This is a genomic window from Streptomyces sp. DH12, assembly GCF_020873895.1.
In the GTDB taxonomy this organism is placed as follows: Bacteria; Actinomycetota; Actinomycetes; order Streptomycetales; family Streptomycetaceae; genus Streptomyces.
This window is the reverse complement of the sequence record NZ_JAHWGT010000011.1, coordinates 142,231-168,610: the sequence shown is the minus strand read 5'-3', so window position 1 is coordinate 168,610 and position 26,380 is coordinate 142,231. Positions and strand designations below refer to the sequence as shown.

The window sequence follows — 26,380 nt, the reverse complement described above, 5'->3', positions numbered from 1 at the left end:
CCGACGCAACACCGCCCCGCCCCGCGAGGAGGTGCTCGCCGCCGCGATGGCGACCATCGCCGAACGCGGCCTGGAGGGGCTGACGATGGCCGGGCTCGGCCGGGACGTCGGCATGAGCAGCGGCCACCTCCTCTACTACTTCCGCACCAAGGACGAACTGCTCCTGCGGACGCTGGAGTGGAGCGAGGGCCGCCTCGGCGCCGAGCGCAGCGCGCTCCTCTCCCGCCCCCACCTCCCCGTCGCCGAACGCCTCGCCGCGTACGTCGAGCTGTACGTCCCCGACGGGCCGCGCGACCCGCACTGGACCCTGTGGCTGGAGGTGTGGAACCGCTCGCAGAACGCCGACGCCGAGGCACGCGAGCGGCAGGCCGCCATCGAGGGCGCCTGGCACCGGGACCTCGTCGCCCTCCTCGCCGAGGGCATCTCGCGCGGCGAGGTGCGCCGCGTCGACCCCGACCGGTACGCGACCCGGCTGCGCGCCCTGCTCGACGGGTTCAGCGTCCATGTGGCGGTGGGCATACCGGGCACCGGGCGGGCACAGGTGCTCGCCCACGTGCGCGAGCACCTCGCGGACTCCCTGCTGACCCCGTGACCCCTGGCCCCGTGACCCCTGGCCCCCTGGCCCCTGACCTCCTGCCCCGCCGACCGGCCCGGCGGGGCGGTGACCGGCGGAGTCCGGCCAGGCGGGGCCCGGTCCGGCGGGGCACGGTCCGGTCGGCGGGGAAGGACCGCACCGCCCCCCTCCTGACCGCATGGTGAGACCCCTGCCCACCCACCGGCCACCCTGTGGCAGACTGCCACCGTGCTCGCGAACCCGATGATTATCGGCAGCAGCGCGCCGGTCCGCAGTGACCGCTGAACCCCGACAGCACTCCGTCGCGGCAGCGGACACCGTGTCCCAGACCCGCGCGCAGACCTCTCGCTACCCGCGAGGGGTCTTTTCGTTTTCCGGGCCCCACCCACGGGCCCGACGAGGGCGCGCGAGAATGGGGACAAGTGGATCCAGCCATTCCGCCCCCACTCCCTCCCGCCCCCGGCTCCACCGGAGCGGGCGGACCCCCACCGGAGCGGGGGACCGCACAGGAGCCACATCCCACAGGAGCAGGACAGCCATGACCACGGATCAGCCCGTCGACGACGGCTTCCACGTCTTCGACACGACCCTGCGCGACGGAGCCCAGCGCGAGGGCATCAACCTCACCGTCGCCGACAAGCTGACCATCGCCCGGCACCTGGACGACTTCGGCGTGGGCTTCATCGAGGGCGGCTGGCCCGGCGCCAACCCGCGCGACACCGAGTTCTTCGCCCGTGCGCGTGCCGAGATCGACTTCCGGCACGCCAGGCTCGTCGCCTTCGGCGCCACCCGCCGCGCCGGCATCCGGGCGGCCGACGACCCGCAGGTCAAGGCGCTCCTCGCGTCCGGCGCACCGGTGATCACCCTGGTCGCCAAGTCCCACGACCGCCACGTGGAGCTCGCCCTGCGCACCACCCTGGACGAGAACCTCGCCATGGTCCGCGACACCGTCGCCCACCTGCGGGAGCAGGGCCGCCGGGTCTTCGTCGACTGCGAGCACTTCTTCGACGGGTACACGGCCAACCCGCAGTACGCCAAGGCCGTGGTCCGCGCCGCGCACGAGGCCGGCGCCGACGTCGTCGTCCTGTGCGACACCAACGGCGGCATGCTCCCGCCCCAGGTGCGGACCGTCGTCGCCGACGTCCTCGCCGACACCGGCGCCCGCCTCGGCATCCACGCCCAGGACGACACCGGCTGCGCCGTCGCCAACACCCTCGCCGCCGTCGACGGCGGCGCCACCCACGTCCAGTGCACCGCCAACGGCTACGGCGAGCGCGTCGGCAACGCCAACCTCTTCCCGGTCGTCGCCGCGCTGGAGCTGAAGTACGACCGCCGGGTCCTGCCCGAGGGCTCCCTCGCCGAGATGACCCGGATCTCCCACGCCATCGCGGAGGTCGTCAACCTGACGCCCTCCACCCACCAGCCGTACGTCGGCGTCTCGGCGTTCGCGCACAAGGCGGGCCTGCACGCCTCCGCCATCAAGGTCGACCCCGACCTGTACCAGCACGTCGACCCCGAGCGCGTCGGCAACACCATGCGGATGCTCGTCTCCGACATGGCCGGCCGCGCGTCGATCGAGCTCAAGGGCAAGGAGCTGGGGATCGACCTCGGCGACGACCGCGAGCTGGTCGGACGCGTCGTCGACCGCGTCAAGGAACGGGAGCTGCGCGGCTACACCTACGAGGCGGCGGACGCCTCCTTCGAGCTGCTCCTGCGGGAGGAGGTCGAGGGCCGCCCGCTGCGCTACTTCCGCACCGAGTCGTGGCGGGCGATCGTCGAGGACCGCCCCGACGGCACCCACGCCAACGAGGCGACGGTGAAGGTGTGGGCGGACGGCGAGCGCATCGTCGCCACCGCCGAGGGCAACGGCCCGGTCAACGCCCTGGACCGGGCGCTGCTCGTCGCGCTGGAGCGGATCCACCCGCGGATGGCCAAGTTCGAGCTGGTCGACTACAAGGTCCGCATCCTGGAGGGCCGCCACGGCACCGAGTCCACCACCCGCGTCCTGATCACCACCAGCGACGGCGACGCGGAGTGGTCGACGGTCGGCGTCGGCGAGAACGTGATCGAGGCGTCGTGGCAGGCGCTGGTCGACGCGTACACCTACGGGCTGCTGAAGGCGGGCGTGAAGCCCACGGAGAAGTAGGCCGAACGGGTGACACAAAACGTTCCCTATGGGGTAGCTTCGATGATATGAGGAGAAACCCCCTCTCCCTCGTGTCGGCCGTGGCGGGCCTGGTGCTCCTGCTCCTCCTGGCCGTGGTCCCGGCCGCGTCCGCCAAGGCGTCCGACGGGGTGCGCGAGGCGGCGGCCGCGCTGCGCCAGGGCCCCGTGTACGTGCACCCGGCGGCGGCCGACCGACTGCCCGCGCCGGCCGCCGAGGCGCTGGAGCGCAAGATCCTCGACGCGGACAAGCCGCTGATGGTGGCGGTCCTGCCGGACACGCCGGAGTTCCCCGAGGAGACCCTGCTGCGCGACCTGCGCACCCTGACCGGGGTGACGGGCGTGTACGCCGTCCGCCTCGGCGACGCCTTCGACGCGGGTGCCGACCGGGTCGTCCTCGCCCCGCGGGCCGTGGAGAACCTCGTCTCGGCGGTCCACCAGCCGGGCGTGGACGCGACGACGGAGCTGAACGCCTTCGCCGACCAGGCCCTGCCGCAGCTGCGCGGCTCGGCGCCCACCTCGTGGGAGGGCGTGCCGGGCGCCGGCGCACCGGTCGGCGGCCTGATCACCATCGGCGTGCTGCTCGCGGCGGCGGTGGCGGCCGTGTCGCTGACGACCGTCCGAACCCGCACCCGCAGGCGGGCCGAGGAGCGGGAGGCGCTGGAGAAGCTCCGCGTCGTCGTCGACGAGGACATCACCGCGTACGGCGAGGAACTGGACCGGCTCGACTTCCATCCGGCGGAACCGTCCGCCGACGACGCGATGCGCTCCGACTACGAACGCGCGCTGGACGCCTACGACCGGGCGAAGCAGCTCATGGCACGCGCCCGCCACCCCCACGACGTCCGGGGCGTGACCGAGGCCCTGGAGGACGGCCGGTTCGCCCTGGCCGCCCTGGCCGCCCGCCGCGAGGGCCGCCCGCCTCCCGAGCGGCGGGCACCCTGCTTCTTCGACCCCCGGCACGGCCCGTCCGTCACGGACCTCCCCTGGGCCCCACCGGGCGGCACCCCGCGCGACGTGCCGGTCTGCGCGGCGGACGAGTCCCGCGTGAAGGCGGGCCAGGACCCGGCGTCCCGCCAGGTCGCCACCGAGAGCGGCCCCCGCCCGTACTGGGAGGCGGGCCCGGCGTACGGCCCCTGGGCGGGCGGCTACTACGGCGGCGCCCTCCTCCCGGGCCTCCTCGTCGGCACGATGCTCGGCACCACCCTCGCCACCCCGGCGTACGCGGCCGAGTACGGCGCCGGCGGCTACGACTCCTTCGCCGGCGGCGACTTCTCGGGCGCCGACTACCACCCGTCCGACTTCGGCGGCGACTTCGGCGCGGGCGGCGGTGGCGACTTCGGCGGCTTCGGCGGCGGGGGCGGGGGAGACTTCGGCGGCGGCCTCTGAACGCCGCCGACAGCGCCAGTCGTCCGCCAACCCTGGCGGCGCGCAGATGTACGGCCCGTCGCTCACCGTCCCGGCCCCGTATGTGGCGACGAAGGCTCTGAAGTCCCGGGGCAGATACGACCCGAGGCGCATGGCCCCTTCCTCCCAGTCGGCCGCGTCCCCCGCGCCCTCGTGTCGAGGCATCAGAGCAAGCAGTGCCCGAAGCGGGCTCCCCTTCACGTGCGTTCGCCTCCGTTGGCCGTTTCCCGACGCCGACGGGCACCGCCACGACGAAGACGACGGAACGAGACCTGCACCGCTCCTCCAGTCCGCTCAGCGCCGCGGGGCGGCGGGCCGCGGCCCCGCGGCGCGCAGGCGGCGTTCCAGGGGGTGTTCCACCCAGTGGTACGCGGCGGCCGACAGGGCCAGGCTCGCCGTGACGACCAGCAGCCAGACCTGCGCCGTCGCCGCGAGGCCCACCGGGCGGCCGTACGCGCCGACCCACAGGCGGATCGCGACCTCGTGGAGCAGGTACCAGGCGAACGACCAGTGCCCCAGCCGGATCGACCACCGGCCGCCCAGGCCCGTGCCGCGGCCGTGCAGGTCCGCGTGGGCCGCGGCGGCCACCAGCAGGGCGAACAGCGGGGCGGAGAGCAGCTGCGACGCCTGGTACGGGCTGTACCAGAGCGCGTCCGGCACGGCCCGCGACCAGGGGACGAGTGCCAGGTGCCACCCCGCGACCAGCGCGACGGCCGTGCCCGCTCGCAGCGGCGGCCGCCAACCGCGCGCCACGGCGAGCCCGGCCGTGACGCCGAGGAGGAACTGCAGGGTGCGGGTCACCGGGAAGTAGCCGAGCGCCCACGACCGCACGGCCGGGTCGGCGATCACCGCCCCGCAGAGCCATACGGCCGGCAGGGCCGCGCACACGGCGAGCGCGACCCCGAGCCGGCCTCGCGCCGACCGCAGCCACGGCAGCGCCACCAGCAGCGGGAACAGCAGGTAGAACCACGCCTCGTCGCTGAGCGACCAGGCCGCCGGGTTGCCGCCCCGCAGCAGGTCGGGGTCCGGCAGCCAGGCGTTGGCGAGGAGCAGCGTCGCGGCGACGGCCCGCAGGCTCACGTCCGTGCCGAGCGCCGCGTACGCCGCCACGGACAGCGCCGTCGTCACGGCGAGCAGCGGCCAGATCCGGGCGAACCGCCGCCACAGGAAGACCCGGGCCGGTACGCGTCGCCCGTCGTAGGTCCACGCCAGGACGAACCCGGACAGGACGAAGAAGAACGTCACCCCGCTGCGGCCGTACCAGGTGGCCGCGCTGACCCACGGGACCTCGCCGACCTGGCGGGAGAGGTGGTAGAGGACCACGACGAGGGCGGCCCAGAAGCGCAGGCCCGTCAGTGAGGGGAGCCGGTCCCTGCCGGACGGGTCCGCGGCGGGGCGGCGGCCGGGCCGGCTGTCGGGACGGGTGGTGCGTGGCATCCGGCGATTATCGGTGCCGTTCCCGGCGGGTCGCCCGGCGGGGGACGGCGGCGCGCGGCCCGCGTGCCGCGGCCCGCGATGCGCGCCGGACAGCCGGATCGTCCGCCGGCAGGGGCCGCGACGCCCGGCGCCCACCTCTGCCGCCGGGAGGCGGTGGGTGGGCGCTGCGGGGAGGGGGGCCGGCAGGGGCCAGGGGATCAGGCCGTGCGGATCGCGGAGATCTCGAAGGTCAGCTTGATCTTGTCGCTGACGAGGACGCCACCCGTCTCCAGCGCCGCGTTCCACGTCAGGCCCCAGTCGGAGCGCAGGATCTCGGCCTTGCCCTCGAAGCCGACGCGCTCGTTGCCGAACGGGTCCTTCGCGGCGCCGTTGAACTCCAGGTCGATGGCGACCGGCCGGGTCACGCCCTTGATGGTGAGGTCGCCGGTGATCCGGTAGTCCGCGCCGCCGAGCGCCTCGGCGGCGGTCGAACGGAAGGTCATCAGGGGGAACGTCTCGGCGTCGAAGAAGTCCGGGCCGCGCAGGTGCGCGTCGCGGTCGGCGCTGCCGGTGTCCACGGAGGCGATCCGGACGTCGATGGAGGCCGAGGAGGCGGACGGGTCCGTGCCGTCCAGCACGAGGCTGCCGTCGTGGTCCGTGAAGGCGCCGCGGACGTTGGTGACCATGGCGTGGCGCGCGGTGAAGCCGAGGGTGCTGTGCGCCGGGTCGATCGTGTACGTGCCGGTCAGCGCGGCGAGCGCCGGGTCGACGGCCGTGGCGGTACGGGTGGTGGTGGCGGTGCCGGAGGTGCGGCTGAAGAGGCCCATGACGTACTCCTTCGCGGGGGTGGGTGTTCGTTGAACGTTGAACTACTTCGACTGTAGACCCATCTGGTTCAAACTTCAACCACATCGTTCCTCGCCTCGGGCACCGTCCTCCGTTCCGGTGGATCGACCGCCCCCGGGGCCGGGCAGCCTCCCTCCGTACCGCGCGCGCCACCATCCGACCGGTCCCCATCCGCCGGACGGCCCCCGACCCGCCCCGAACCGGTCCGACCCGCAGCCGACGCCCCGGGAGGCGCCCCGTGCCGCAGCACGCCCCCGACCCCTCACGCCGTGCCGTCCTCACCGCCGCGGCGGCCGGCGCCGCGGCCCTCGCCACCGCCGCCACCGCTCACGCCGCCGCCACCGCTCACGCCGTCGCCCTCCCCGCCCCGGCCACCGCCCGCCACGCCGGCCCCCCGTCCGACGTCCCCGGCGCACCCAGGGCGCAGGACTTCGAGGCGCTGCGCCTGCGCTGGCTCGCCCTGCGGCTCGGCACCGGACACGACCCCGCCGCCGAGCCCTACGCCGGCCGCCTCGCCGAGACCGGCGCGCTCGCCACCCGGTACGAGGCCGCCATGGCCCCCGCCCCGTCCTCCCTGTGGCCCGGCCACCCCTTCGACCCGCCGTCCGGCATCACGCTCTCCTACCGCCGCCTGTGGACCATGGCCCAGGCGTACGTGCGCCCCGGCACCGGCCGCACCGGCGACCCCGCCCTCCTCGACGCCGTCCGCACCGGCCTCGACCACGTCGCCGCCCGCGTCTACCACCCGGGCACCACCCGCCACGGCAACTGGTGGGAGTGGCAGATCGGCAGCCCCCGCCTCCTCCTCGACACCGTCGCGGCCCTCCACGGCCACCTCACCGAGGACCGGATCCGGGCCGCCTGCGCCGCCGTCGACCACTTCGTCCCCGACGGCGACCTCCTCCACTACGGCGGCACCTCCACCGGCGCCAACCGCGTCGACCTCTGCCGCGCCGCCGCCCTCAGCGGCGTACTCGGCCGCCGCGCCGAGCGGATCGCCCTCGCGCGCGACGCCCTGTCGCCTGTCTTCCCCCACGTCACCCGCGGCGACGGCCTGTACGCCGACGGCAGCTTCGTGCAGCACACGTGGGTCCCGTACACCGGCACCTACGGGCAGGTCCTGCTCGACGGGCTCGCGCGCCTCTTCGCCCTGCTGGCCGGCTCACCCTGGGAGGTGGTCGACCCGGCGCGGGTGACCGTCCTCGACAGCGTGGAGCGGGCGTACGCGCCCCTGATCCGCAACGGCCTGATGATGGACGCCGTCAGCGGCCGCGCCACCAGCCGCGGCGTCCTGCGCGACGACCCGGGCGGCACGCTGCGCGGCGACCACTACCACGGCCAGGGCGTCATGGCGGCCGTCGCGCTCCTCGCCGAGGGGGCGGACGCCGACCGGCGCGCGCGCTGGCACGCCCTCGTCAAGGGCTGGATCGCCCGCGACACCGTCAGCCCCGTCCTGACCGCCCCCCAGCTGGAGGTCGCCGACCTCGCCCGGCTGCACGCCGTGGCCGCCTCACCCGTCCCCGCCGCCCCCGAACCCGTCGGCCACACCCTCTTCGCGGCCATGGACCGCGCCGTCCACCACCGCCCCGGGTGGGCCGCGTGCGTCGCCATGGCCTCGGACCGGATCGCCCACTACGAGTGCGGCAACGGCGAGAACCCGCGCGGCTGGCACACCGGCGCCGGGATGCTCTCCTGGTGGGGGCCGGGCGCCGGCACCGCCGGCGACGGCCAGTACACCGACTGGTTCTGGCCCACCGTCGACCCCTACCGGCTGCCCGGCACCACCGTGTCGACCCGGCGCCTCGCCGACCGGGAGGGCGGCGAGTGGGGCGAGCCCAAGCCCGACGCGCGGTGGGTGGGGGGCGTCACCGACGGGGAGTTCGCCGCCGTCGGCCAGCACCTGCGCGGCCTCGGCTCCACCCTGGAGGCGCGCAAGTCCTGGTTCTGCGCCGCCGACGCCGTCGTCTGCCTCGGCGCCGGGATCGGCTGCGCGGACGGCGTCCCCGTCGAGACCGTCGTCGACAACCGCAACCTCGGCCCGGCCGGCACCCCCGGCGCCGCCGCCCGCCTCACCAGGGGGACGCGCTGGGTCCACCTCGACGGGCACGGGGGCTGGGTCCTGCCCGGCGGCGCGGCGGCCCTGCGCACCCTGCGCGAGGACCGGACCGGCGCCTGGCGCGACATCAACACCGGCTCGTCCGACGAGCGCCGCACCCGCCGCTACCAGACCCTGTGGCTCGACCACGGCACGGACCCCGCCGACGCGGTGTACTCCTATCTGGTGATGCCCGGCGCGGACCGCCGGACCGTCGCCGCCCGCGCGGCCGATCCGGGCTGGCTGGAGGTCCTCGACAACACCGCGGCCCGCCAGGCCGCCCGCGTCCCCTCGCTGGGGCTCACCTTCGCCGCCTTCTGGCAGCCGGGCACGGCCGGCCCGCTCACCGCCACCGCGCCGGCGAGCCTCCTCCTTCGGCGGCGCGGCCGCACCGCCACCCTGCACGTCGCCGAACCGCCCCGCACCGGCCGCCCCCTGGAGGTCGTCTGGCACCATCCGGTACGCCGCGTCCTCAGCCGCGACCCGTCCGTCGAGGTACTCTCCGCCGGGCCGTCCCTCCGGCTCCGCATCACCCCCGGCACGGCGTGCGCCCCGCACCGCTGCGAGGTGGCCCCGTACTGACGGCAGCGCGGCCGCGTCCGACGCCCGCCCGGACCCTTGTGGGAACTCCACAAGGGACAGGGGGGCAACGCTGGCACTTCGGCTGCCTTCCGGCACGGTTCTGTTCAGGGCTCACAGCAGAACCGTCCGGAGACTGTACGGAGTCAACGGCGGGATTTCCTTGGTCGGCTCCGTAGGGTCGGTACATGACCGTTGTGGACGAAACCCGGGGCGAGCCCACCGACGCCCGTGGGCGTGTGGCGGAGCTGCAGGCCCTGCGCGAGGAGGCCCGGCGCGGCCCGAGTGAGCGCGCCACCGAGGCGCAGCACGCCAAGGGCAAGCTGACCGCCCGGGAGCGCATCGAGCTCCTGCTGGACGAGGGGTCGTTCCGGGAGGTCGAGCAGTTGCGCCGGCACCGGGCGACCGGCTTCGGCCTGGAGAACAAGAAGCCCTACACCGACGGTGTCATCACCGGCTGGGGCACGGTCGACGGCCGTACGGTCTTCGTCTACGCGCACGACTTCCGGATCTTCGGCGGCGCCCTCGGCGAGGCCCACGCCACCAAGATCCACAAGATCATGGACATGGCCATCGCGGCCGGGGCCCCGCTCGTGTCGCTGAACGACGGCGCCGGCGCCCGCATCCAGGAGGGCGTCTCCGCCCTCGCCGGGTACGGCGGCATCTTCCAGCGCAACACCCGCGCGTCGGGCGTCATCCCGCAGATCTCCGTGATGCTCGGCCCCTGCGCCGGCGGCGCCGCCTACAGCCCCGCCCTCACGGACTTCGTCTTCATGGTCCGCGAGACCTCGCAGATGTTCATCACCGGCCCGGACGTCGTCAAGGCGGTCACCGGTGAGGAGATCACGCAGAACGGCCTCGGCGGCGCCGACGTCCACGCGGAGACCTCCGGCGTCGCGCACTTCGCGTACGACGACGAGGAGACCTGCATCGCCGAGGTGCGCTACCTCCTGTCGATGCTGCCGTCCAACAACCGCGAGAACCCGCCGGTCCACCCCAGCGAGGACCCCGCCGACCGGCGCGGGGACGTCCTGCTAGACCTCGTGCCCGCCGACGGCAACCGCCCGTACGACATGCACAAGGTCATCGAGGAGCTCGTCGACGACGGCGACTTCCTGGAGGTCCACGAGCGCTGGGCGCGCAACATCGTCTGCGCCCTCGCCCGCCTGGACGGGCAGGTCGTCGGCATCGTCGCCAACCAGCCGCAGACCCTCGCCGGCGTCCTCGACATCGAGGCGTCCGAGAAGGCCGCGCGCTTCGTGCAGATGTGCGACGCCTTCAACATCCCGATCATCACGCTCCTCGACGTGCCCGGCTTCCTGCCCGGCGTCGACCAGGAGCACGGCGGCATCATCCGCCACGGCGCCAAGCTGCTGTACGCGTACTGCAACGCCACCGTCCCGCGCATCTCGCTCATCCTGCGCAAGGCGTACGGCGGCGCGTACATCGTCATGGACTCCCAGTCCATCGGCGCCGACCTCACCTACGCCTGGCCGACCAACGAGATCGCCGTCATGGGCGCCGAGGGCGCGGCCAACGTCATCTTCCGCCGGCAGATCGCCGAGGCCGAGGACCCCGAGGCCATGCGCGCCCGCATGGTCAAGGAGTACAAGGCCGAGCTGATGCACCCCTACTACGCCGCGGAGCGCGGCCTGGTCGACGACGTCATCGACCCGGCCGAGACGCGCGAGGTGCTCATCAGGTCGCTCGCCATGCTCCGCACCAAGCACGCAGACCTGCCGTCCCGCAAGCACGGCAACCCGCCGCAGTAAGAGGAGAACCCGTGACCACCCCCCTGGCAGACGCCTCCCTCCTCCGGGTCGAGAAGGGAGACGCCGCCCCCGAGGAGCTCGCCGCGCTCACCGCGGTGCTCCTCGCCCGCGCCAACGCCCGCCCGGCCGCCGCCCCGGCGCGCCGCGCCCGCTCCGCGGCCGGCTGGCGCCGCCTGGAGCGCCAGTCCGGCTTCCGGGCGCCGCACTCCTGGCAGGGCTGAGCACCGCCCGCAGCACGAGGCCGAGGGCCCCGCACCCGTCACGGGTGCGGGGCCCTCGGCCGTGCGGGCGTCCGCCGCGGCCGTGACCGCCGCCTGGGCACCGTGCGTCCTCCGCGCGGTACGCGTACCGCCGGGGCCGCGCGGCGCCCCGGGCGGCCGGGGGCGCCGTGGCCGGGGAACGCGCGGGGGCCCGCACACCGTCCGGTGTGCGGGCCCCTGGCCGTACGTACGGGGCGACTCAGCTCCCCGCCGACGCGCTCGTCACCGCAGTCGTGCCATGAGGGCGTGTTCGACGAGGGTGATGAGGGCGCTTTTGGCGTCGGCGCGGTGGCGTGCGTCGGTGGTGATGATGGGGGTGTCGGGTCCGATCTGGAGTGCTTCGCGTACTTCGTCGGGGGTGTAGGGCTGGTGTCCGTCGAAGCCGTTGAGGGCGATGACGAAGGGGAGGCCGCTGTTTTCGAAGTAGTCGACGGCGGGGAAGCAGTCGGCGAGGCGTCGGGTGTCGACGAGGACGACGGCGCCGATGGCGCCGCGTACGAGGTCGTCCCACATGAACCAGAAGCGGTCCTGTCCGGGGGTGCCGAAGAGGTAGAGGATGAGGTCCTGGTCGAGGGTGATGCGGCCGAAGTCCATGGCCACCGTGGTGGTGGTCTTGTCTCCGGTGTGGGTGAGGTCGTCGATTCCGGCGGAGGCGGATGTCATGACGGCCTCGGTACGCAGCGGGTTGATCTCCGAGACGGCGCCGACGAACGTGGTCTTGCCCACGCCGAAGCCGCCCGCCACCACGATCTTCGCGCTGGTGGTTGAGCGGGTCGCACCGCCGCTAGAGCTTGCGAAGTCCACTGAGCACCCTTTCGAGCAGTGTCACGTCTGGCTGGCCGCCGGCGGCCTCGTCACCGCCGGGCTGGTGGATGGCGACTAGTCCGGCCTCCGCCAGGTCGGCGACGAGGATCCGGGCTACGCCCAGGGGGATGGAGAGCAGCGCCGAGATCTCGGCCACCGACTTGATCTCGAAGCAGAGCCGGCAGATCCGCTGGTGCTCGGGCAACTGCCCGTGCAGCCGCGCGGGATCGGCCGTGGTCGACACCAGCGCCTCGATGGCGAGCTGGTACCGCGGCCTCGTCCGGCCGCCGGTCATGGCGTACGGGCGGACCAGGGGGTTGTGGGCGGCGGGGGCGGGCCCCGCCTCGGGACGCCGGCGCTGCTGCGCGGGCCGGCCGCGCGGCGCCTGCGGCTGCTGGTAGGGCTGCTGGTAGCCCTGGCCGCTGGGGGCGGAGGGGAAGTTGTAACGGTTGCGACCGGCGTCGCCCGGTACGTGGTGAGCACCGTCGTATGGCTGGTGTCCGCCTGGGGGTGTTGCCACGTTTCCTCCTCCGACTACCGGTCGCGGGTCCGTGTCCCTGTGGAACCGCGCCACCGCACCTTAAGGCGCGGTGGCGTGAAACGCACGGTCCGTCTGCTAATTGAGAAGACTGCCCTGGAGCTCCGCGCGGAGGTCCGGGGTGAGGACGCTGCCCGCGCGGTCCACGAGCAGCGCCATCTCGTAGCCGACCAGGCCGATGTCGGCGTCGGGGTGGGCGAGTACGGCCAGCGAGGAGCCGTCCGAGATGGACATGATGAAGAGGAAGCCGCGCTCCATCTCCACCACCGTCTGGTTGACCAGGCCGCCTTCGAAGATGCGCGAGGCGCCCGCGGTCAGCGAGGTCAGCCCGGACGCGACGGCCGCCAGCTGGTCGGCGCGGTCGCGGGGGAAACCCTCGGACATCGCCAGCAGGAGTCCGTCGGCGGAGACCACCACCGTGTGGGACACCCCGGGGGTGTTGTCCACGAAGTTGGTGATCAACCAGTTCAGATTCTGCGCCGCCTGGCTCATCGGGCTCACACTAACGCTCCTGGTTGTAGGTACTACCCGGGCCACTGTGTTGATCGTAAGTGGCCGATCCGTTCATGTCCGTCCCCGCGTTGCGTCCCTGCTGGACACCGCGCCGCAGGTTGCTCAACCTGCCGCGGACGTCCTCGGGGGCGCGGGAGACCTGTGGGCCGCCCTGCGGGGTCTGCTCCGCGGTCCCCTCGACGAGGTTCGCCTTGGGGACCCGCCGGGGGAGACCGGAAGCCGTGACCCCGCCCGCCTTGGGCTCCTTGAGCTTTCCGGCCCGCTGCCAGCGCTCGTCGTTCGACGAACGCCAGCTGCCGGAGTCCTCCGGGCCGCCGCCCTGCGGGGCCTGCCCGGCCTGCTGGGCCGACTGGGCCTGCTGGGCCGGCTGGGCCTGCTGGGCGGGCAGGCCCGCGGTGGCCTGCTGGGGGTCCCGGTCCTGGCTCGGCCGCTCGGCGGGCCGCTGGCTGCCGCGGCGCGGGAGACCCGCGCCGGTCAGCTGGTGCTCGGCGCTCGGCGCGGAACCCGGACGGTCGAAGCCTACGCGGTCCGGCTCGTTCTCGGGAGCGCCCTGGGCGGATTCCGATTCGGCACCGTAGCCGCCGTCGTAGCCGCCCTGGTACGTGTTCTGGCCGGGCCACTCGCCCTGGTGGGGCTGGGCGTCGTACGTACCGGCGTACCGCGCGCCGTCACCGTCGACAGATGAGAAGCCGCCTTCCGGTTGGGTACCGGGACCGGGGTACTGGCCGGTGGCATAGTCGCCGCCGCCAGCGTACCCGCCGTCGCGGTAGCCGTCCTGGGCGCGGTAGCCGTCACCGGGTCCCTGGGCGGTCCCGTGGGCGGAGTCGTCCCGGTAGCCGGAGTCGCCCTGGTAGCCGCTCTCGGACTGGTAGCCCGTCCCGGCCCGGTAGTCGGTCCCGGTCCGGTAGCCGTCGTCGCCGCGGTAGCCGTCGTCGTCGCCGTAGCCCTCGTAGCCGGGCGTCTGCTCGTAGCCGCCGTCCTGCCGGTAGGCGTCCTGCCCGTGGGCCGGCTGCGGCTCCTGCCGCTGCTCGTACGGGGCCTCGTAGCCGCCCTCGTACCGCTCCTGCTCCCGGCCGTCCTGCGGCTGCCCGTCCTGCGGCTGCCCGCCCTGGAGCTGGGCGCCGAGCGCCGCGCGGCGCTCCCCGCGCAGCAGGGAGCGGCCCACCGGGTCCAGCGCGGGGCCCTCCTGCTGCTCGTACCGCGAGTCGTCGAAGCCGAGCTCGGCGGCCGTGCGCATCGGGGCGACCTGCGGCGCCTGGAAGGTGTTCTGCTCCGGGATGATCTGCGAGACGGTGAAGTCCTCGGCCAGCGGCTCGCCGCCGCCACCGTGGGTGATCGCGTCCGGCAGCATGACCAGCGAGGTCGTACCGGCCTGCTCGCCCGAGGGGCGGAGCTGGACGCGGATGCCGTGCCGGTCGGCGAGCCGGCCGACCACGAACAGGCCCATGCGCTGCGAGACGGCGACGTCCACCGTCGGCGGGTTGGCCAGCTTGTGGTTGATGTCGGCGAAGTCCTCGGCGGTCAGGCCGATGCCCTTGTCGTGGATCTCGACCATCACCCGGCCGTCGGGCAGCCGCGTCGCGGTGACCCGCACCTTCGTCTGCGGCGACGAGAACGTGGTGGCGTTCTCCAGCAGCTCGGCGAGGAGGTGCACGAGGTCGGTCACGGCCTGGCCGTGGATCTCGGCCTCCGGCACGCCGGACAGCTCGATGCGCTCGTACTGCTCCACCTCGGAGGTGGCCGCGCGGAGCACGTCGACCAGGGGGACCGGCTGGTCCCAGCGGCGGCCGGGCTCCTCGCCGGCGAGGATGAGCAGGTTCTCGCCGTTGCGGCGCATGCGCGTGGCGAGGTGGTCGAGCCGGAAGAGGTTCTCCAGCTGGTCCGGGTCGGCCTCGTTGTTCTCGAGGTCCGTGATGAGGGTCAGCTGGCCCTCGATCAGCGACTGGTTGCGCTGGGAGAGGTTGGTGAAGATCGCGTTGACGTTGCCCCGCAGCAGGGCCTGCTCCGCGGCGAGCCGGACCGCCTCGCGGTGGACCTGGTCGAAGGCGCGGGCGACCTCGCCGATCTCGTCCCGGGTGTCGATCGGGATGGGCTCGACGCGCGTGTCGACCTTGCCCGGGTCGGTCCGCGACAGCTGGTCGACCAGCGCGGGCAGGCGCTGCTCGGCCACTCCGAGGGCGGCGTGGCGCAGCCGGCGCATCGCGCGGCTCATCTGCCGCGCCATCAGGCCGGCCAGGATGAAGGCGGCGAGCAGGGCGACGACGACGATGCCGCCGTTGAGGAAGGCGTCCGTGCGGGCCTCGTCGGCGACGCGGGTGGCCTCGTTGAGCGCCTTGGTCAGCAGCTCGGTCTCGACCTCGGAGTACCCCTCGAACTTCCCGGTGGCGGTGGCCATCCAGGTCTCGGGCGTGACGCCGTTCTGCTTGCGCTTGACCAGCGCCTTGATGTCGCCGGCGTCCTCGGCCCGGCCGATCTCGACGGCCATGCCCTCGAAGACCGACTTCTCACCGGTGGAGGTCTGGGCGACCGGCGGCTGGATGCCCGCCGCCTGGAACTCCTTGGCACCGTCCTGCGCCTTGCGGGTCATGACCTCGCGCAGGCGGTCCTCGTCCTCCTGGGTGCCGCCGGATATGTACTCCAGCAGCGCGATCTGCTCCAGGTACTTGTACGAGGTGAAGGCCTCCGACTGCTGGCGGAACACCTCGTCGTCCGTGCTCGGCCGCACCAGCAGGTGCATGCCGATGGAGCGCTGGAGCGACTCGGCGGCCTTGGCCAGCTGGATGGCGTAGACCGTCCGGCCGAAGCTGGTGACGTTGCCGGTGCCCAGGCCCAGCTCGTTGGAGAACTCCATCAGGGAGTGCTGGACCTTGACGTAGCCCTCTTCGGTCGTCACCGGGTCCACGGCCCGCGTGTAGGCCCGCTCGCGCAGGTCCTTCAGCATCGGCTCCTCAGCCCGGAAGAGCTGGAGGCGGCGTTCCAGGCCCTGCCCGGTGGGCATGTCCTTGACGACCTCGTCGAACTTCCGCTTGGCGGCGTCCGTGGTCGCGTACGCGTCGGTGACGACGCCCGTCTCGCGGTCGGAGGGGGACTTCGCGGTGAGGAGCGGCTCGGCGGTCAGGTCGCGCTCGTCGAGGAGCGCCTGGCCGTACGCCGAGGCGGCCTGCACGATGCGGGCGGTCTTCTCGGCGTCCCTGGCCTCCTGCCAGGTGTCGACGGCGGTCTTCACCTGGAAGCCGCCCATGACCAGGCCCACGAGCGCGGGGACGAGCAGGATCGCGTTCAGGCGCGTGGCCACGTGCCAGTTGCGCGGGGAGAACCGGCTGGCGCTGCCGCCGGCGGCCGGACCGGCCGGGGGGTTTGCGGGTGCGTCCGCGGGCGGCGCCGCTGTGCGCGGCGGCGGGGTGAAGTTGCCCCGCGTCTGCTGCTCCGCGGCGCTCTTCGTGCTTCGCCTCACTCGACCAACAACCTCTCGGCGTCGGCACCTACGCTGTGCCGTTCTTCTGCTCAGAGCCGTACTACTCAGGAGTTCGTGCATTGCAGCACGTAAAGCGGCCGCGTTCCAAACAGCCCGTTCGAGCGATTACCGGCGGTCCGGACCACAGATAAAACGGGCATAAAGAACGAGCCCCGGCAAAAGGCGGGGCTCATGTGAGCGCAGCGACACCGCGCGGATGCGTCCAGTGTCGGAAGCGGCGTGATTCTCTGTCGAAACGTTATGAACCGGCGGGCGGGCCGTGTCCAAGGACACAGCCTCACCCGCTGGATGGCTACGGCAACTGGCGTATACCTACGCCTACTTGGCGATCAGCCTACCGCCCGGTCCGGACCGCGGCGCCCGCCGCCCTACTTCAGTCGTGCCATGAGGGCGTGTTCGACGAGGGTGATGAGGGCGCTTTTGGCGTCGGCGCGGTGGCGTGCGTCGGTGGTGATGATGGGGGTGTCGGGTCCGATCTGGAGTGCTTCGCGTACTTCGTCGGGGGTGTAGGGCTGGTGTCCGTCGAAGCCGTTGAGGGCGATGACGAAGGGGAGGCCGCTGTTTTCGAAGTAGTCGACGGCGGGGAAGCAGTCGGCGAGGCGTCGGGTGTCGACGAGGACGACGGCGCCGATGGCGCCGCGTACGAGGTCGTCCCACATGAACCAGAAGCGGTCCTGTCCGGGGGTGCCGAAGAGGTAGAGGATGAGGTCCTGGTCGAGGGTGATGCGGCCGAAGTCCATGGCCACCGTGGTGGTGGTCTTGTCTCCGGTGTGGGTGAGGTCGTCGATTCCGGCGGAGGCGGATGTCATGACGGCCTCGGTACGCAGCGGGTTGATCTCCGAGACGGCGCCGACGAACGTGGTCTTGCCCACGCCGAAGCCGCCCGCCACCACGATCTTCGCGCTGGTGGTCGACCGTCCTCCGGCGGACGCGCCACCGCTAGAGCTTGCGAAGTCCACTGAGCACCCTTTCGAGCAGCGTCACATCCGGCGTACCGCCGGTCTCTCCGTTTCCTGGCTGGTGGATCGCCACCATGCCGGCCTCCGCCAGGTCGGCGACGAGGATCCTGGCCACCCCGAGCGGCATCGACAGCAGGGCCGAGACCTCGGCCACGGACTTCACCTCACGGCAGAGGTGGCAGATCCTCTGGTGCTCGGGGAGCAGCCCGGCGAGGTGCGCCGGGTCGGCCGTCGTCGACACCAGCGCCTCGATGGCGAGCTGGTAGCGGGGCCGGGTCCGGCCGCCGGTCATCGCGTAGGGGCGGACCAGCGGCTGATCGCCTTCAAGTCCGTACGAGGCGTCGTCGAGCGACGCGCCGTAAGGATCGTGAGAGGCGGGGGGCGGGGTCATGGATCCTCCGGTCGGGACAGCAGGTGGTCTGCGTGCCGTCTGACTGGGCCGGTGGGGGGCCGGATGGGGCGGCCGACGGGGTGTCTGGCAAGGCGGGAGGCGGGTACGGAGGGGCGTACCCGCCAGGCCGATCAGTGGAGCAGGCTGCCCTGGAGCTCCGCGCGGAGGTCCGGGGTGAGGACGCTGCCGGCCCGGTCGACCAGCAGCGCCATCTCGTATCCGACCAGCCCGATGTCGGCGTCGGGGTGGGCGAGTACGGCCAGCGAGGAGCCGTCCGAGATGGACATGAGGAAGAGGAAGCCGCGCTCCATCTCCACCACCGTCTGGTTGACGGGACCCCCCTCGAAGATGCGGGACGCGCCCGCGGTCAGCGAGGTCAGCCCGGACGCGACGGCCGCCAGCTGGTCGGCGCGGTCGCGGGGGAAACCCTCGGACATCGCCAGCAGCAGGCCGTCGGCGGAGACCACCACCGTGTGGGACACCCCGGGGGTGTTGTCCACGAAGTTGGTGATCAACCAGTTCAGATTCTGCGCCGCCTGGCTCATCGCGCTCAAAACTCACGCTCCTGCTGGTGAGTGGGACCGACCTGGAAGCTGCCGGTGTTGCCGGAACCGGCCTGACGTCCCTGCTGGATGCCGCGCCGCAGGTTCGTGAGCCGGCCCCGTACGTCGTCGGGGGCCCGCGAGACCTGCGGTCCCGCCTGGTGCGGCTGCTCCTGCGCCGTGCCCGGCACCAGGTTGGCGCGCGGCACCCGGCGGGGCAGGCCGGAGGTGGTGACGCCGCCGGCCGCGGGCTTGCGGACCCGCTCGGCCTGGCGCACCAGCTCGTCGTTGGGCGTCGGACGCCAGCCGGCGGCGGCCGGGTCGGCCCCCCGGCCCTGGTCCTGACCGCCCTGGCCCGGACCGCCCTGGCCCGGTACGGCCCGCTGGGGCCCGGCCGGGGCCGGGCGGTCCTGCGCCGGCCGCTGGGGCCGGTACTGCTGCTGCGGTACGACCGGGGTGGGCATCGTCTGGTCGTGCGCCGGGGGGCGTTCACCGCCCTGGCGGTTCTGCTCCTGCGGCTGGTACCGCGCCGGGGCCTGCGGCTGCTGCGGAGCCTGGCCGGGGAAGTACCCCTGCCCGCCCTGCGGCTGACCCTGGTTCCGGTTCTGGCCGCCCTGGCCCTGGCCCTGGAAGGAGCCCTGGTCCGGGTGGCCGTCGTGCCGGGGCCGGCCCTGGCCCGGGGCGCCCGGGTGCTGCTGCTGCGCCGGGGCCTGCTGCCACTGGTTCGGCTGCTGCCCCTGGCCCTGCTGCCCCTGGTCCTGGCGGCCCTGGTTCCAGTTGTTCTCCAGCGTGTCGTACAGCGGCGTCCGGCCGTCGCCGGAACCGCCGGCCGGCGGCAGGCTGCCGGCCGGCTGGCGCGGGGCGCCGAAGTCCGGCCGCGGCATCGCCGTGGTGGAGGCGGGGTCGGGCCCGGCCGGCCCGCCCTGGGGGGCGGCGAGGTCCGGTCGCGGACCGTCGAAGTCGGGGCGCGGGAACTCGGCCGTGGAGCCGGGGCCCTGCGTCTGGTCCGACGGACGGGCGTACTGGCCGGTCGTATCGGGCTCCTCGTGGCCGCGCGGCGCGTCCAGCGGGGTACGGCCGGGAGCGCCCTGGTCGCCCCAGCCGGGGCCCTGCGGGCGCGCGGGGCGCTGCGGGCCGCCGCCGGGGAGCTCGGCGCGCGGGCCGCCGGGCGCCGGCAGCTGCTGCTGGCGCCGCGCCTGGTCGCCGCCCTGCGGGGACTGCCCGCCGGCGGGAGCGCCCTGGGCGCCCTGCCACACGTCGGAGCGGGTCGGGATGCCGCCCGGCGCCGCCGGGCCGCCCGGGCGCTCGCGCCCGTCGCCCTGGCCGCCGAACGCACCGGCGAGTCCGCCCTGGCGGCGACCGTCCTGCTCCTCGCCGCGGCCGGTCCGGCCGCCCTGCGACCCGCCCTGCGCACCGCCGAGCAGGCCGCCGCCCTGCGGGGCGCCTCCGGGGCGCCCGCCCTGGTCGTCGCGGCCCGGCAGCGCGGGACGGCCGCCCGCCTGGCCGCGGGCGCCGAGGCCCGCGGCGAGCCGGTTCTGCGGGGTGCCGCCGGAGCCGCCCGGCAGACCGGGACGCCCGCCGCCGGGCAGACCGCCCGGAGCGCCGGCCGATCGGCCGCCGGCGGAACCGCCCTGCGGCAGACCGCCCTGGCCCGCCTGGCCGCCGGGGCCGCCGGGGCCGGGCTTGCGCCCGCCCTGCGTGACGTCGACGGGGAGCATGACGAGCGCGGTGGTACCGCCCGAGTCGGACGGGCGCAGCTGGATCCGGATGCCGTGGCGCAGCGACAGGCGGCCGACCACGAACAGGCCCATGCGGCGGGAGACGGAGACGTCCACGGTCGGCGGCGACGCCAGCCGCTCGTTGATGGCCGCGAGGTCCTCGGGGGAGAGGCCGATGCCGGTGTCGTGGATCTCGACCAGCACGCGGCCGTCGGGCAGCGCGTGGCCGGTGACGCGCACCTTCGTCTGCGGCGAGGAGAACGACGTGGCGTTCTCCAGCAGCTCGGCGAGGAGGTGCACGAGGTCGTTGACGACGCGGCCGGCGACCTCGGTGCCGGGCACGGAGGCCAGCTCGATGCGCTCGTACTGCTCCACCTCGGAGGCGGCGGCGCGGAGCACGTCGACGAGGGGGACCGGCCGCGTCCAGCGGCGTCCCGGCTCCTCGCCGGCGAGGACGAGGAGGTTCTCGCCGTTCCGGCGCATACGGGTGGCGAGGTGGTCGAGCTTGAAGAGCGAGGAGAGCTGGTCCGGGTCGGCCTCGCGGGACTCCAGCTCGGAGATGAGCGAGAGCTGACGCTGGATCAGACCCTGGGAGCGGCGCGAGAGGTTGGTGAACATCGCGTTGACGTTGCCCCGCAGGAGGGCCTGCTCGGCGGCGAGGCGGACCGCCTCGCGGTGCACGTCGTCGAAGGCCGCGGCCACCTTGCCGATCTCGTCGCGCGAGTGGACGCCGACGGACTCCACGGACGTGTCGACGTCCTGGGGGTCGGCCTCGGAGAGCTGCGCGACCAGCTGGGGCAGCCGCTCCTGGGCGACCTTGGTGGCGGTGTCCTGGAGCCGGCGCAGCGACTGGATCATGGAGCGGGCCACCACGAAGGCGCCGATCAGCGAGACGCCGAGGACCAGGATGATCAGGGCACCGTTGATGATCGCCTCGCGCTGCGCCTCCTGGCGCAGGTCGCGGGCCTTGCTCTCCATCTCGCCCAGCAGCGTGGCCTCGATGGTCTCCATGGCGCGGAGCTTGGTCTCCGCCTCGTCGGTCCAGTCGAGGTAGGTGCGCCGCGGGGCGTTGGCGAGGCCGTTCGTCTCGCGCAGCACGCGGCCGGCGTACTGGTCGGCGGCCTGGATCGAGGGGTTGCCGGAGTTCAGCGGGGCGAGCAGCTCGGTGGCGTCGCCGCCGGCCGACTCGTAGATGGAGTGGAACGACTTGAGCGCCGCGTTCTCGTTGACGCGGGCGTCCTCGGCGTACTGCCGGTCGTTCTCGTTCAGCCGGGTCTTGCCGCTGGTCTGCTTCGGCAGCGCGGCGGCGATGACGGCCCGCTGCATGGAGGCGTACTCCTTCGCGGAGGAGAACGCCGCCAGCGCGCGGGTGCGCTTGATCATGTCGGGGTTGCTGGTGGCCTGCGCCATGTCCTGGGACAGGGTCAGCAGCGACTCGATGAGCCGGTTGTACTTGCCGACCGTCGCGGAGGTCATGTCGCCCTTGTAGGCCTCCTTGCGGATGACCCCGAGGCTGATGACCTGGTTGGCGATCTGGGTGACGTTGGCGCGGATGCTCGCGAGCGCCTCGTCCTCCTGCGTGTCGCCGATCTCGTCGGTGGCGTTGAGGAACGCGCGCTGCGCCGAGTCGGTCTTGTCACGCGGGTTCTTGATCTGGAAGTTGTCGAGCTTCGCCTCGTTGGCGATCGGCCCGGCCGTGAGGTCGCGCTCCTCCTGGAGCGCCTGCGCGAGGTGGTGCGCCTCGCGGGTGAGCTTGGTGAGCAGCTGCATGTGGTCCAGCTGCTCCATGTTCTCCATCGACTCCTGGATGCGGAGTCCGCCCAGCGAGGTCGCGGCGACCACGGGGAGGGCGAGCAGGGAGACCAGTCGCGTGCTGATGCGCCAGTTGCGCAGGGCTATTCGGGAGCCGGTGTCGCCGGGCGTGGCCGCCTTCGGCTCCGTCGACTCCTTCGCGTCCTTGGTTTCGCGGGGCTCCTTCGCCGACCTGCCCGCCTTGGCGGACCGGCCCGACCTGTCGCGCCGTCCGGGCTTCACGCCCTTGCCGCCCGTCGCACCCGCCGCGTCGGACCCGGCCGGGGCCGCTCCCGCCGCGCCCGCCGAACGGCCGGCGTGGTCGCCGTCGCCGGCGCCCGCCGGTCCCGGGTTCTGGGTGTGCTGGGGCGAGGAGCCGCGGTCGGTCCCGCCGCGCGGCTCCTGTTCCGCCGCAGCGCTGCCATCCCTCTTGAAACGTCCCTGCACTAGCGTCGCAACCTCTGGACCAGGCGTCCCTCCGCGCGAACGGACGAGACGGTGTCGGCGTCGTGGGAGCGCGAGTGCGCCCCTCGGTGGTCGTCGGTGACCGGCGCGGAATCCCCCCTTCCCCACCGCCGCTCGGCGCTGCCTTTGCGCCCCAGCTCGCCGGTCTCCATGCGGCGGTGCGTGGAATTCCAGCACAGTGCAGGATCTCCAACAAGGGCGGCAGCCGGCCCGGTGGGGTGGGTCACGGGGCGTGATCCCGCCCTCACGTGCCGTAGAAAGCGATCAGGGAGGAATCGGACGATTTCGAACGAGTCGCTTACGCGTGGAGGCTGCCCCAGTCGACATGATCAGCGGCGGAATGCAGCGTTCAGTCAGTGGATGTCCGTTTTCGCCACTCCATAGCGTCGTCGGGAATGTCGGAAATGCCTGGCCCCTGGTGAGGAAACTCACATGCCACTCGCGTGCTCCGCGCGGTATTGGCGGGAACCACGATGTTTAGCCTGACGCTTTACAGGGATGGGCCCGCCGTCAAGTGCGCTGCGGTGGCCCGCCCCCGCCGACCGCCCGAGCCGAGCAACGAGGTCCGAAGACACCGTGAAGACCACCATGACCATCCGCACGACCGCCAACCCCCGCCGCACCACCCTCGCGCACCTCGCCGACGCGGCCGCGCTGGGCCGGGGCGCGGTCCCGGAGCAGGCGGCCGAGCTGCCCGCCGCCACCGCCAACCCCCGGCGCACCGTCCTCATGGACGCCCCGGTCGCCGCCGGACGCTGAACGGCCGGTGCGCGCGACCCGCGGCGGGCAGCGCGCACCACACCGGACCGGCGGTCCGCCCCCCGGGCGTTAGCCTGGAGCGTCAGACTCCAGCCAGCTCAGTGAGGGGCACAGGCATCCGTGCGCATCGCCAGGTTCTCCATCGACGGCAACGTCGCCTTCGGCGCGGTCGAGGGTGACGCCGCCCCCGGCGCGGAGGGCGACCTCGTCCTCGACGTCATCCGGGGCATCCCGTACACCGACTTCGAGCTGAGCGGCACCAAGATCCCGCTCGCCAAGGTCCGGCTCCTGCCGCCCGTGCTGCCCAACAAGGTCGTGGCCATCGGCCGCAACTACGCGGAGCACGCCGCGGAGCTCGGCAACGAGGTCCCGGACGCCCCCGTCGCCTTCTTCAAGCCCACCACCTCGGTGATCGGCTCCGGCGACGCCATCGAGTACCCCTCCTTCTCGGACGAGCTCCACCACGAGGCCGAGCTCGCCGTCGTCATCGGCCGCATGTGCCGCGAGGTCCCGCGCGAGCGCGTCAAGGACGTCGTCCTCGGCTACACCTGCGCCAACGACGTCACCGCGCGCGACGTCCAGCGGCGCGAGAGCCAGTGGGCCCGCGCCAAGGGCTTCGACACCGCCTGCCCGCTCGGCCCGTGGGTGGAGACCGACCTCGACCCGGGCGACCTCACCATCCAGTGCACGGTCAACGGCGCCCAGCGCCAGCTCGGCCGCACGAGCGACATGCTCCGCTCCGTCGAGGACCTGGTGGTCCACATCTCCGAGGCCATGACGCTGCTGCCCGGCGACGTCATCCTCACCGGCACCCCGGCCGGGGTCGGCCCCCTCAACGTCGGCGACGAGGTCGCCGTCACCATCGAAGGCATCGGCACTCTCACCAACAAGGTGATCAAGCGTGGCTAACGCGTCCATCCGCGTCCGTTTCTGTCCCTCGCCGACCGGCAACCCCCACGTGGGCCTGGTCCGCACCGCCCTGTTCAACTGGGCCTTCGCCCGGCACCACGGCGGCACCATGGTCTTCCGCATCGAGGACACCGACGCGGCCCGCGACTCCGAGGAGTCGTACCGCCAGCTCCTGGACTCGCTGCGCTGGCTCGGCCTCGACTGGGACGAGGGCCCCGAGGTCGGCGGCCCCCACGCCCCGTACCGCCAGTCGCAGCGCATGGACGTCTACCGCGAGATCGCCGGCAAGCTCCTCGACGGCGGGTACGCCTACCGCTGCTACTGCACCACCGAGGAACTGGAGACGCGCCGCGAGGCCGCCCGCGCCGCCGGCAAGCCCTCCGGTTACGACGGCCATTGCCGCGAGCTCGACCCCGAGCAGGTCTCCGCGTACGAGGCGGAGGGCCGCAGCGCCATCGTCCGCTTCCGCATGCCGGACGAGCCGATCACCTTCCGCGACCTGGTCCGCGGCGAGCTGACCTTCACCCCGGACAACGTCCCGGACTACGGCATCGTCCGCGCCAACGGCGCGCCGCTGTACACCCTGGTCAACCCGGTCGACGACGCGCTGATGGAGATCACGCACGTGCTGCGCGGCGAGGACCTGCTGTCCTCCACCCCGCGGCAGATCGCCCTGTACAAGGCGCTGATCGAGCTCGGCGTCGCCAAGACCGTCCCGGAGTTCGGCCACCTGCCCTACGTGATGGGCGAGGGCAACAAGAAGCTCTCCAAGCGCGACCCGCAGGCGTCCCTCAACATCTACCGCGAGCGCGGCTTCCTCCCCGAGGGCCTGCTCAACTACCTCTCCCTCCTGGGCTGGTCGTTCTCCGCCGACCAGGACGTCTTCACCGTCCCGCAGATGGTCGAGCGGTTCGACATCGCGGACGTCAACGCCAACCCGGCGCGCTTCGACCTGAAGAAGGCCGAGTCGATCAACGCCGACCACATCCGCATGCTGGACGTGAAGGCGTTCGCCGCCGCCTGCGAGCCCTGGCTGCGCGCCCCGCACGCCCCCTGGGCGCCGGAGGACTTCGACCAGGCCGCCTGGGAGGCCATCGCCCCGCACGCCCAGACCCGGCTGACGGTCCTCTCCGACATCACGGCCAACGTCGACTTCCTCTTCCTGAAGGAGCCCGTCGAGGACGAGGCGTCCTGGCAGAAGGCGATGAAGGAGGGCTCCGACGCCCTGCTGCGCACCGCCCGCGCCACGCTGGAGGCCGCGGACTGGACCAGCCCCGAGTCGCTGAAGGACGCCGTCCTCGCCGCCGGCGAGCAGCACGGCCTCAAGCTCGGCAAGGCCCAGGCCCCCGTCCGCGTCGCCGTCACCGGGCGCACGGTCGGCCTGCCGCTCTTCGAGTCGCTGGAGATCCTCGGCAAGGAGCGCACCCTCGCCCGCGTCGACGCGGCCCTGGCCAAGCTGGCCGCCGCCTGAGGTCCTGCCCGGCGGAGGCCCCGCCCGCGGGACCCCGCGCACGACGCCCCGGCCCGGGCCCGCGGTCCCGCGCCGCCCCTCGGCGGCCCGTGGGACCCGAAGCCCGCGGCCCGGCACCGCGCCCCCGCACGCGGCGGTACCGTCGGGGCATGGCCATCCGCGCCGTCCTGTGGGACATCGACGACACGATCTTCGACTACGCCCGCGCCGACCGCACCGGAATGCGGCGCCACCTGCGCGACGAGGGCCTGGGCGCCGCGTACTCCTGCGTCGAGGAGGCGCTGGAGCACTGGCGGGAGGCGACCCTCGCCCACTGGCACCGGTTCTCCGCCGGCGAGGTGACCTGGGAGCAGCAGCGGCGCGACCGGGTGCGCACCTTCCTCGGCACCGCCCTCGCCGACGACGAGGCCGACGCCTGGTTCGCGCGGTACCTCGCGCACTACGAGGCCGCCTGGGAGCTCTTCCCGGACACCGTCCCGGTGCTGGACCGCCTCGCGGCCGACTACCGCCACGCCGTGCTGTCGAACTCCTCCCTGCTCAACCAGGACCGCAAGCTGCGCGTCCTCGGCGTGCGCGACCGGTTCGAGGCGGTGCTGTGCGCCGCCGACATCGGCGTCTCGAAGCCCGCCGCCGCCGCCTTCCACGCCGCCTGCGACGCCCTGGACCTGCCGCCGGCGGAGGTCGCCTACGTCGGCGACCAGCCCGACATCGACGCCCGGGGCGCCGTCGAGGCCGGCCTCCTGGGCGTCTGGCTCGACCGCGCGGGCTCCGGCGGCCGCCCCGAGCTGACCCGCATCACGGGCCTCGACCAGCTCCCCGCGCTGCTCCGCGGCGATACCCGTTTTGGAGCGCCGCAGACCTTCGGGTAATGTTCTTCCTGCGCCGAGGGGAGCGGGCCGAAAGGCCGGAACCCCGGAGCGCGAGCCGAACAAG

The 26,380-nt window shown here is 73.6% G+C and carries 20 protein-coding genes; 10 read left to right on the top strand and 10 right to left on the bottom strand.

Features of this window, described 5'->3' with window-relative positions; translation table 11 throughout:
• Positions 1 to 46: 46 nt before the first annotated feature.
• The 3 genes from LPA54_RS12910 (at position 47) to LPA54_RS12900 (ending at position 4,126) form a co-directional block, all read left to right on the top strand.
• Complete coding sequence (locus LPA54_RS12910; RefSeq protein WP_228977005.1) at positions 47 to 592, top strand: TetR/AcrR family transcriptional regulator; 546 nt, start codon at positions 47 to 49, stop codon at positions 590 to 592.
• A 520-nt stretch (positions 593 to 1,112) separates the two neighbouring features.
• Positions 1,113 to 2,720 carry a citramalate synthase gene (gene cimA / locus LPA54_RS12905; protein WP_228976954.1) on the top strand — a complete coding sequence of 536 codons (1,608 nt, stop codon included), beginning with the start codon at positions 1,113 to 1,115 and terminating at the stop codon, positions 2,718 to 2,720.
• A 47-nt stretch (positions 2,721 to 2,767) separates the two neighbouring features.
• Entirely contained in the window at positions 2,768 to 4,126 is a 1,359-nt protein-coding gene (locus LPA54_RS12900; RefSeq protein ID WP_228976952.1) for a hypothetical protein, read from the top strand.
• Positions 4,127 to 4,438: 312 nt separating this feature from the next.
• On the opposite strand, the gene LPA54_RS12895 is transcribed toward LPA54_RS12900, so the two are convergent.
• Together LPA54_RS12895 and LPA54_RS12890 are read right to left on the bottom strand one after the other, a co-directional pair.
• A complete protein-coding gene (locus LPA54_RS12895; protein ID WP_228976950.1) occupies positions 4,439 to 5,581 on the bottom strand; it encodes an acyltransferase in 1,143 nt (380 codons plus the stop codon).
• Positions 5,582 to 5,778: 197 nt separating this feature from the next.
• Positions 5,779 to 6,387 carry a YceI family protein gene (locus tag LPA54_RS12890; RefSeq protein WP_228976948.1) on the bottom strand — a complete coding sequence of 203 codons (609 nt, stop codon included), beginning with the start codon at positions 6,385 to 6,387 and terminating at the stop codon, positions 5,779 to 5,781.
• Between the two features lie 257 nt (positions 6,388 to 6,644).
• On the opposite strand from LPA54_RS12890, the gene LPA54_RS12885 reads away from it, so the two are divergent.
• The 3 genes from LPA54_RS12885 (at position 6,645) to LPA54_RS12875 (ending at position 11,073) form a co-directional block, all read left to right on the top strand.
• Entirely contained in the window at positions 6,645 to 9,083 is a 2,439-nt protein-coding gene (locus LPA54_RS12885; RefSeq protein ID WP_228976946.1) for a polysaccharide lyase 8 family protein, read from the top strand.
• 185 nt (positions 9,084 to 9,268) lie between these two features.
• Positions 9,269 to 10,852 carry an acyl-CoA carboxylase subunit beta gene (locus LPA54_RS12880; protein WP_228976944.1) on the top strand — a complete coding sequence of 528 codons (1,584 nt, stop codon included), beginning with the start codon at positions 9,269 to 9,271 and terminating at the stop codon, positions 10,850 to 10,852.
• 11 nt (positions 10,853 to 10,863) lie between these two features.
• Entirely contained in the window at positions 10,864 to 11,073 is a 210-nt protein-coding gene (locus LPA54_RS12875; RefSeq protein ID WP_228976941.1) for an acyl-CoA carboxylase epsilon subunit, read from the top strand.
• 261 nt (positions 11,074 to 11,334) lie between these two features.
• Here LPA54_RS12875 and LPA54_RS12870 read toward each other — a convergent pair whose 3' ends face one another.
• The 8 genes from LPA54_RS12870 to LPA54_RS12835 form a co-directional block, all read right to left on the bottom strand.
• The gene (locus LPA54_RS12870; RefSeq protein ID WP_071269896.1) at positions 11,335 to 11,916 is read right to left on the bottom strand and encodes an ATP/GTP-binding protein; all 582 of its coding nucleotides are present in this window, start codon (positions 11,914 to 11,916) and stop codon (positions 11,335 to 11,337) included.
• Entirely contained in the window at positions 11,897 to 12,436 is a 540-nt protein-coding gene (locus LPA54_RS12865; RefSeq protein ID WP_228976939.1) for a DUF742 domain-containing protein, read from the bottom strand. The genes LPA54_RS12870 and LPA54_RS12865 overlap by 20 nt, the downstream gene beginning before the upstream one ends.
• Positions 12,437 to 12,532: 96 nt before the next feature.
• Positions 12,533 to 12,946, bottom strand: coding sequence for a roadblock/LC7 domain-containing protein (locus LPA54_RS12860; RefSeq protein ID WP_058942316.1), 414 nt, complete (start codon positions 12,944 to 12,946; stop codon positions 12,533 to 12,535).
• A 10-nt stretch (positions 12,947 to 12,956) separates the two neighbouring features.
• On the bottom strand, positions 12,957 to 16,421 hold the full coding sequence (locus tag LPA54_RS12855) for a nitrate- and nitrite sensing domain-containing protein (RefSeq protein ID WP_228976937.1): 3,465 nt from the start codon (positions 16,419 to 16,421) through the stop codon (positions 12,957 to 12,959).
• Positions 16,422 to 16,810: 389 nt separating this feature from the next.
• A complete protein-coding gene (locus LPA54_RS12850) occupies positions 16,811 to 17,401 on the bottom strand; it encodes an ATP/GTP-binding protein (RefSeq protein ID WP_228976935.1) in 591 nt (196 codons plus the stop codon).
• Complete coding sequence (locus LPA54_RS12845; RefSeq protein ID WP_228976934.1) at positions 17,382 to 17,792, bottom strand: DUF742 domain-containing protein; 411 nt, start codon at positions 17,790 to 17,792, stop codon at positions 17,382 to 17,384. Before LPA54_RS12845 ends, LPA54_RS12850 begins: the two co-directional genes overlap by 20 nt.
• Positions 17,793 to 17,923: 131 nt before the next feature.
• Positions 17,924 to 18,337, bottom strand: coding sequence for a roadblock/LC7 domain-containing protein (locus LPA54_RS12840; protein ID WP_228977003.1), 414 nt, complete (start codon positions 18,335 to 18,337; stop codon positions 17,924 to 17,926).
• Positions 18,338 to 18,342: 5 nt separating this feature from the next.
• Positions 18,343 to 22,290 (bottom strand): nitrate- and nitrite sensing domain-containing protein, encoded by a 3,948-nt coding sequence (locus tag LPA54_RS12835; protein WP_228976933.1) that lies wholly within the window; start codon positions 22,288 to 22,290, stop codon positions 18,343 to 18,345.
• A gap of 594 nt (positions 22,291 to 22,884) precedes the next feature.
• Here LPA54_RS12835 and LPA54_RS12830 point away from each other — a divergent pair.
• The 4 genes from LPA54_RS12830 to LPA54_RS12815 all read left to right on the top strand — a co-directional run bounded on the left by LPA54_RS12830 (position 22,885) and on the right by LPA54_RS12815 (position 26,316).
• Positions 22,885 to 23,067 (top strand): hypothetical protein, encoded by a 183-nt coding sequence (locus LPA54_RS12830; protein WP_228976932.1) that lies wholly within the window; start codon positions 22,885 to 22,887, stop codon positions 23,065 to 23,067.
• Between the two features lie 120 nt (positions 23,068 to 23,187).
• Positions 23,188 to 23,976, top strand: a complete 789-nt coding sequence (locus LPA54_RS12825) for a fumarylacetoacetate hydrolase family protein (protein WP_228976931.1) — start codon at positions 23,188 to 23,190, stop codon at positions 23,974 to 23,976.
• Positions 23,969 to 25,447, top strand: coding sequence for a glutamate--tRNA ligase (gltX, locus tag LPA54_RS12820; RefSeq protein ID WP_228976928.1), 1,479 nt, complete (start codon positions 23,969 to 23,971; stop codon positions 25,445 to 25,447). The genes LPA54_RS12825 and gltX overlap by 8 nt, the downstream gene beginning before the upstream one ends.
• Before the next feature lie 149 nt (positions 25,448 to 25,596).
• Complete coding sequence (locus tag LPA54_RS12815; protein ID WP_228976926.1) at positions 25,597 to 26,316, top strand: HAD family hydrolase; 720 nt, start codon at positions 25,597 to 25,599, stop codon at positions 26,314 to 26,316.
• Positions 26,317 to 26,380: the final 64 nt, after the last annotated feature.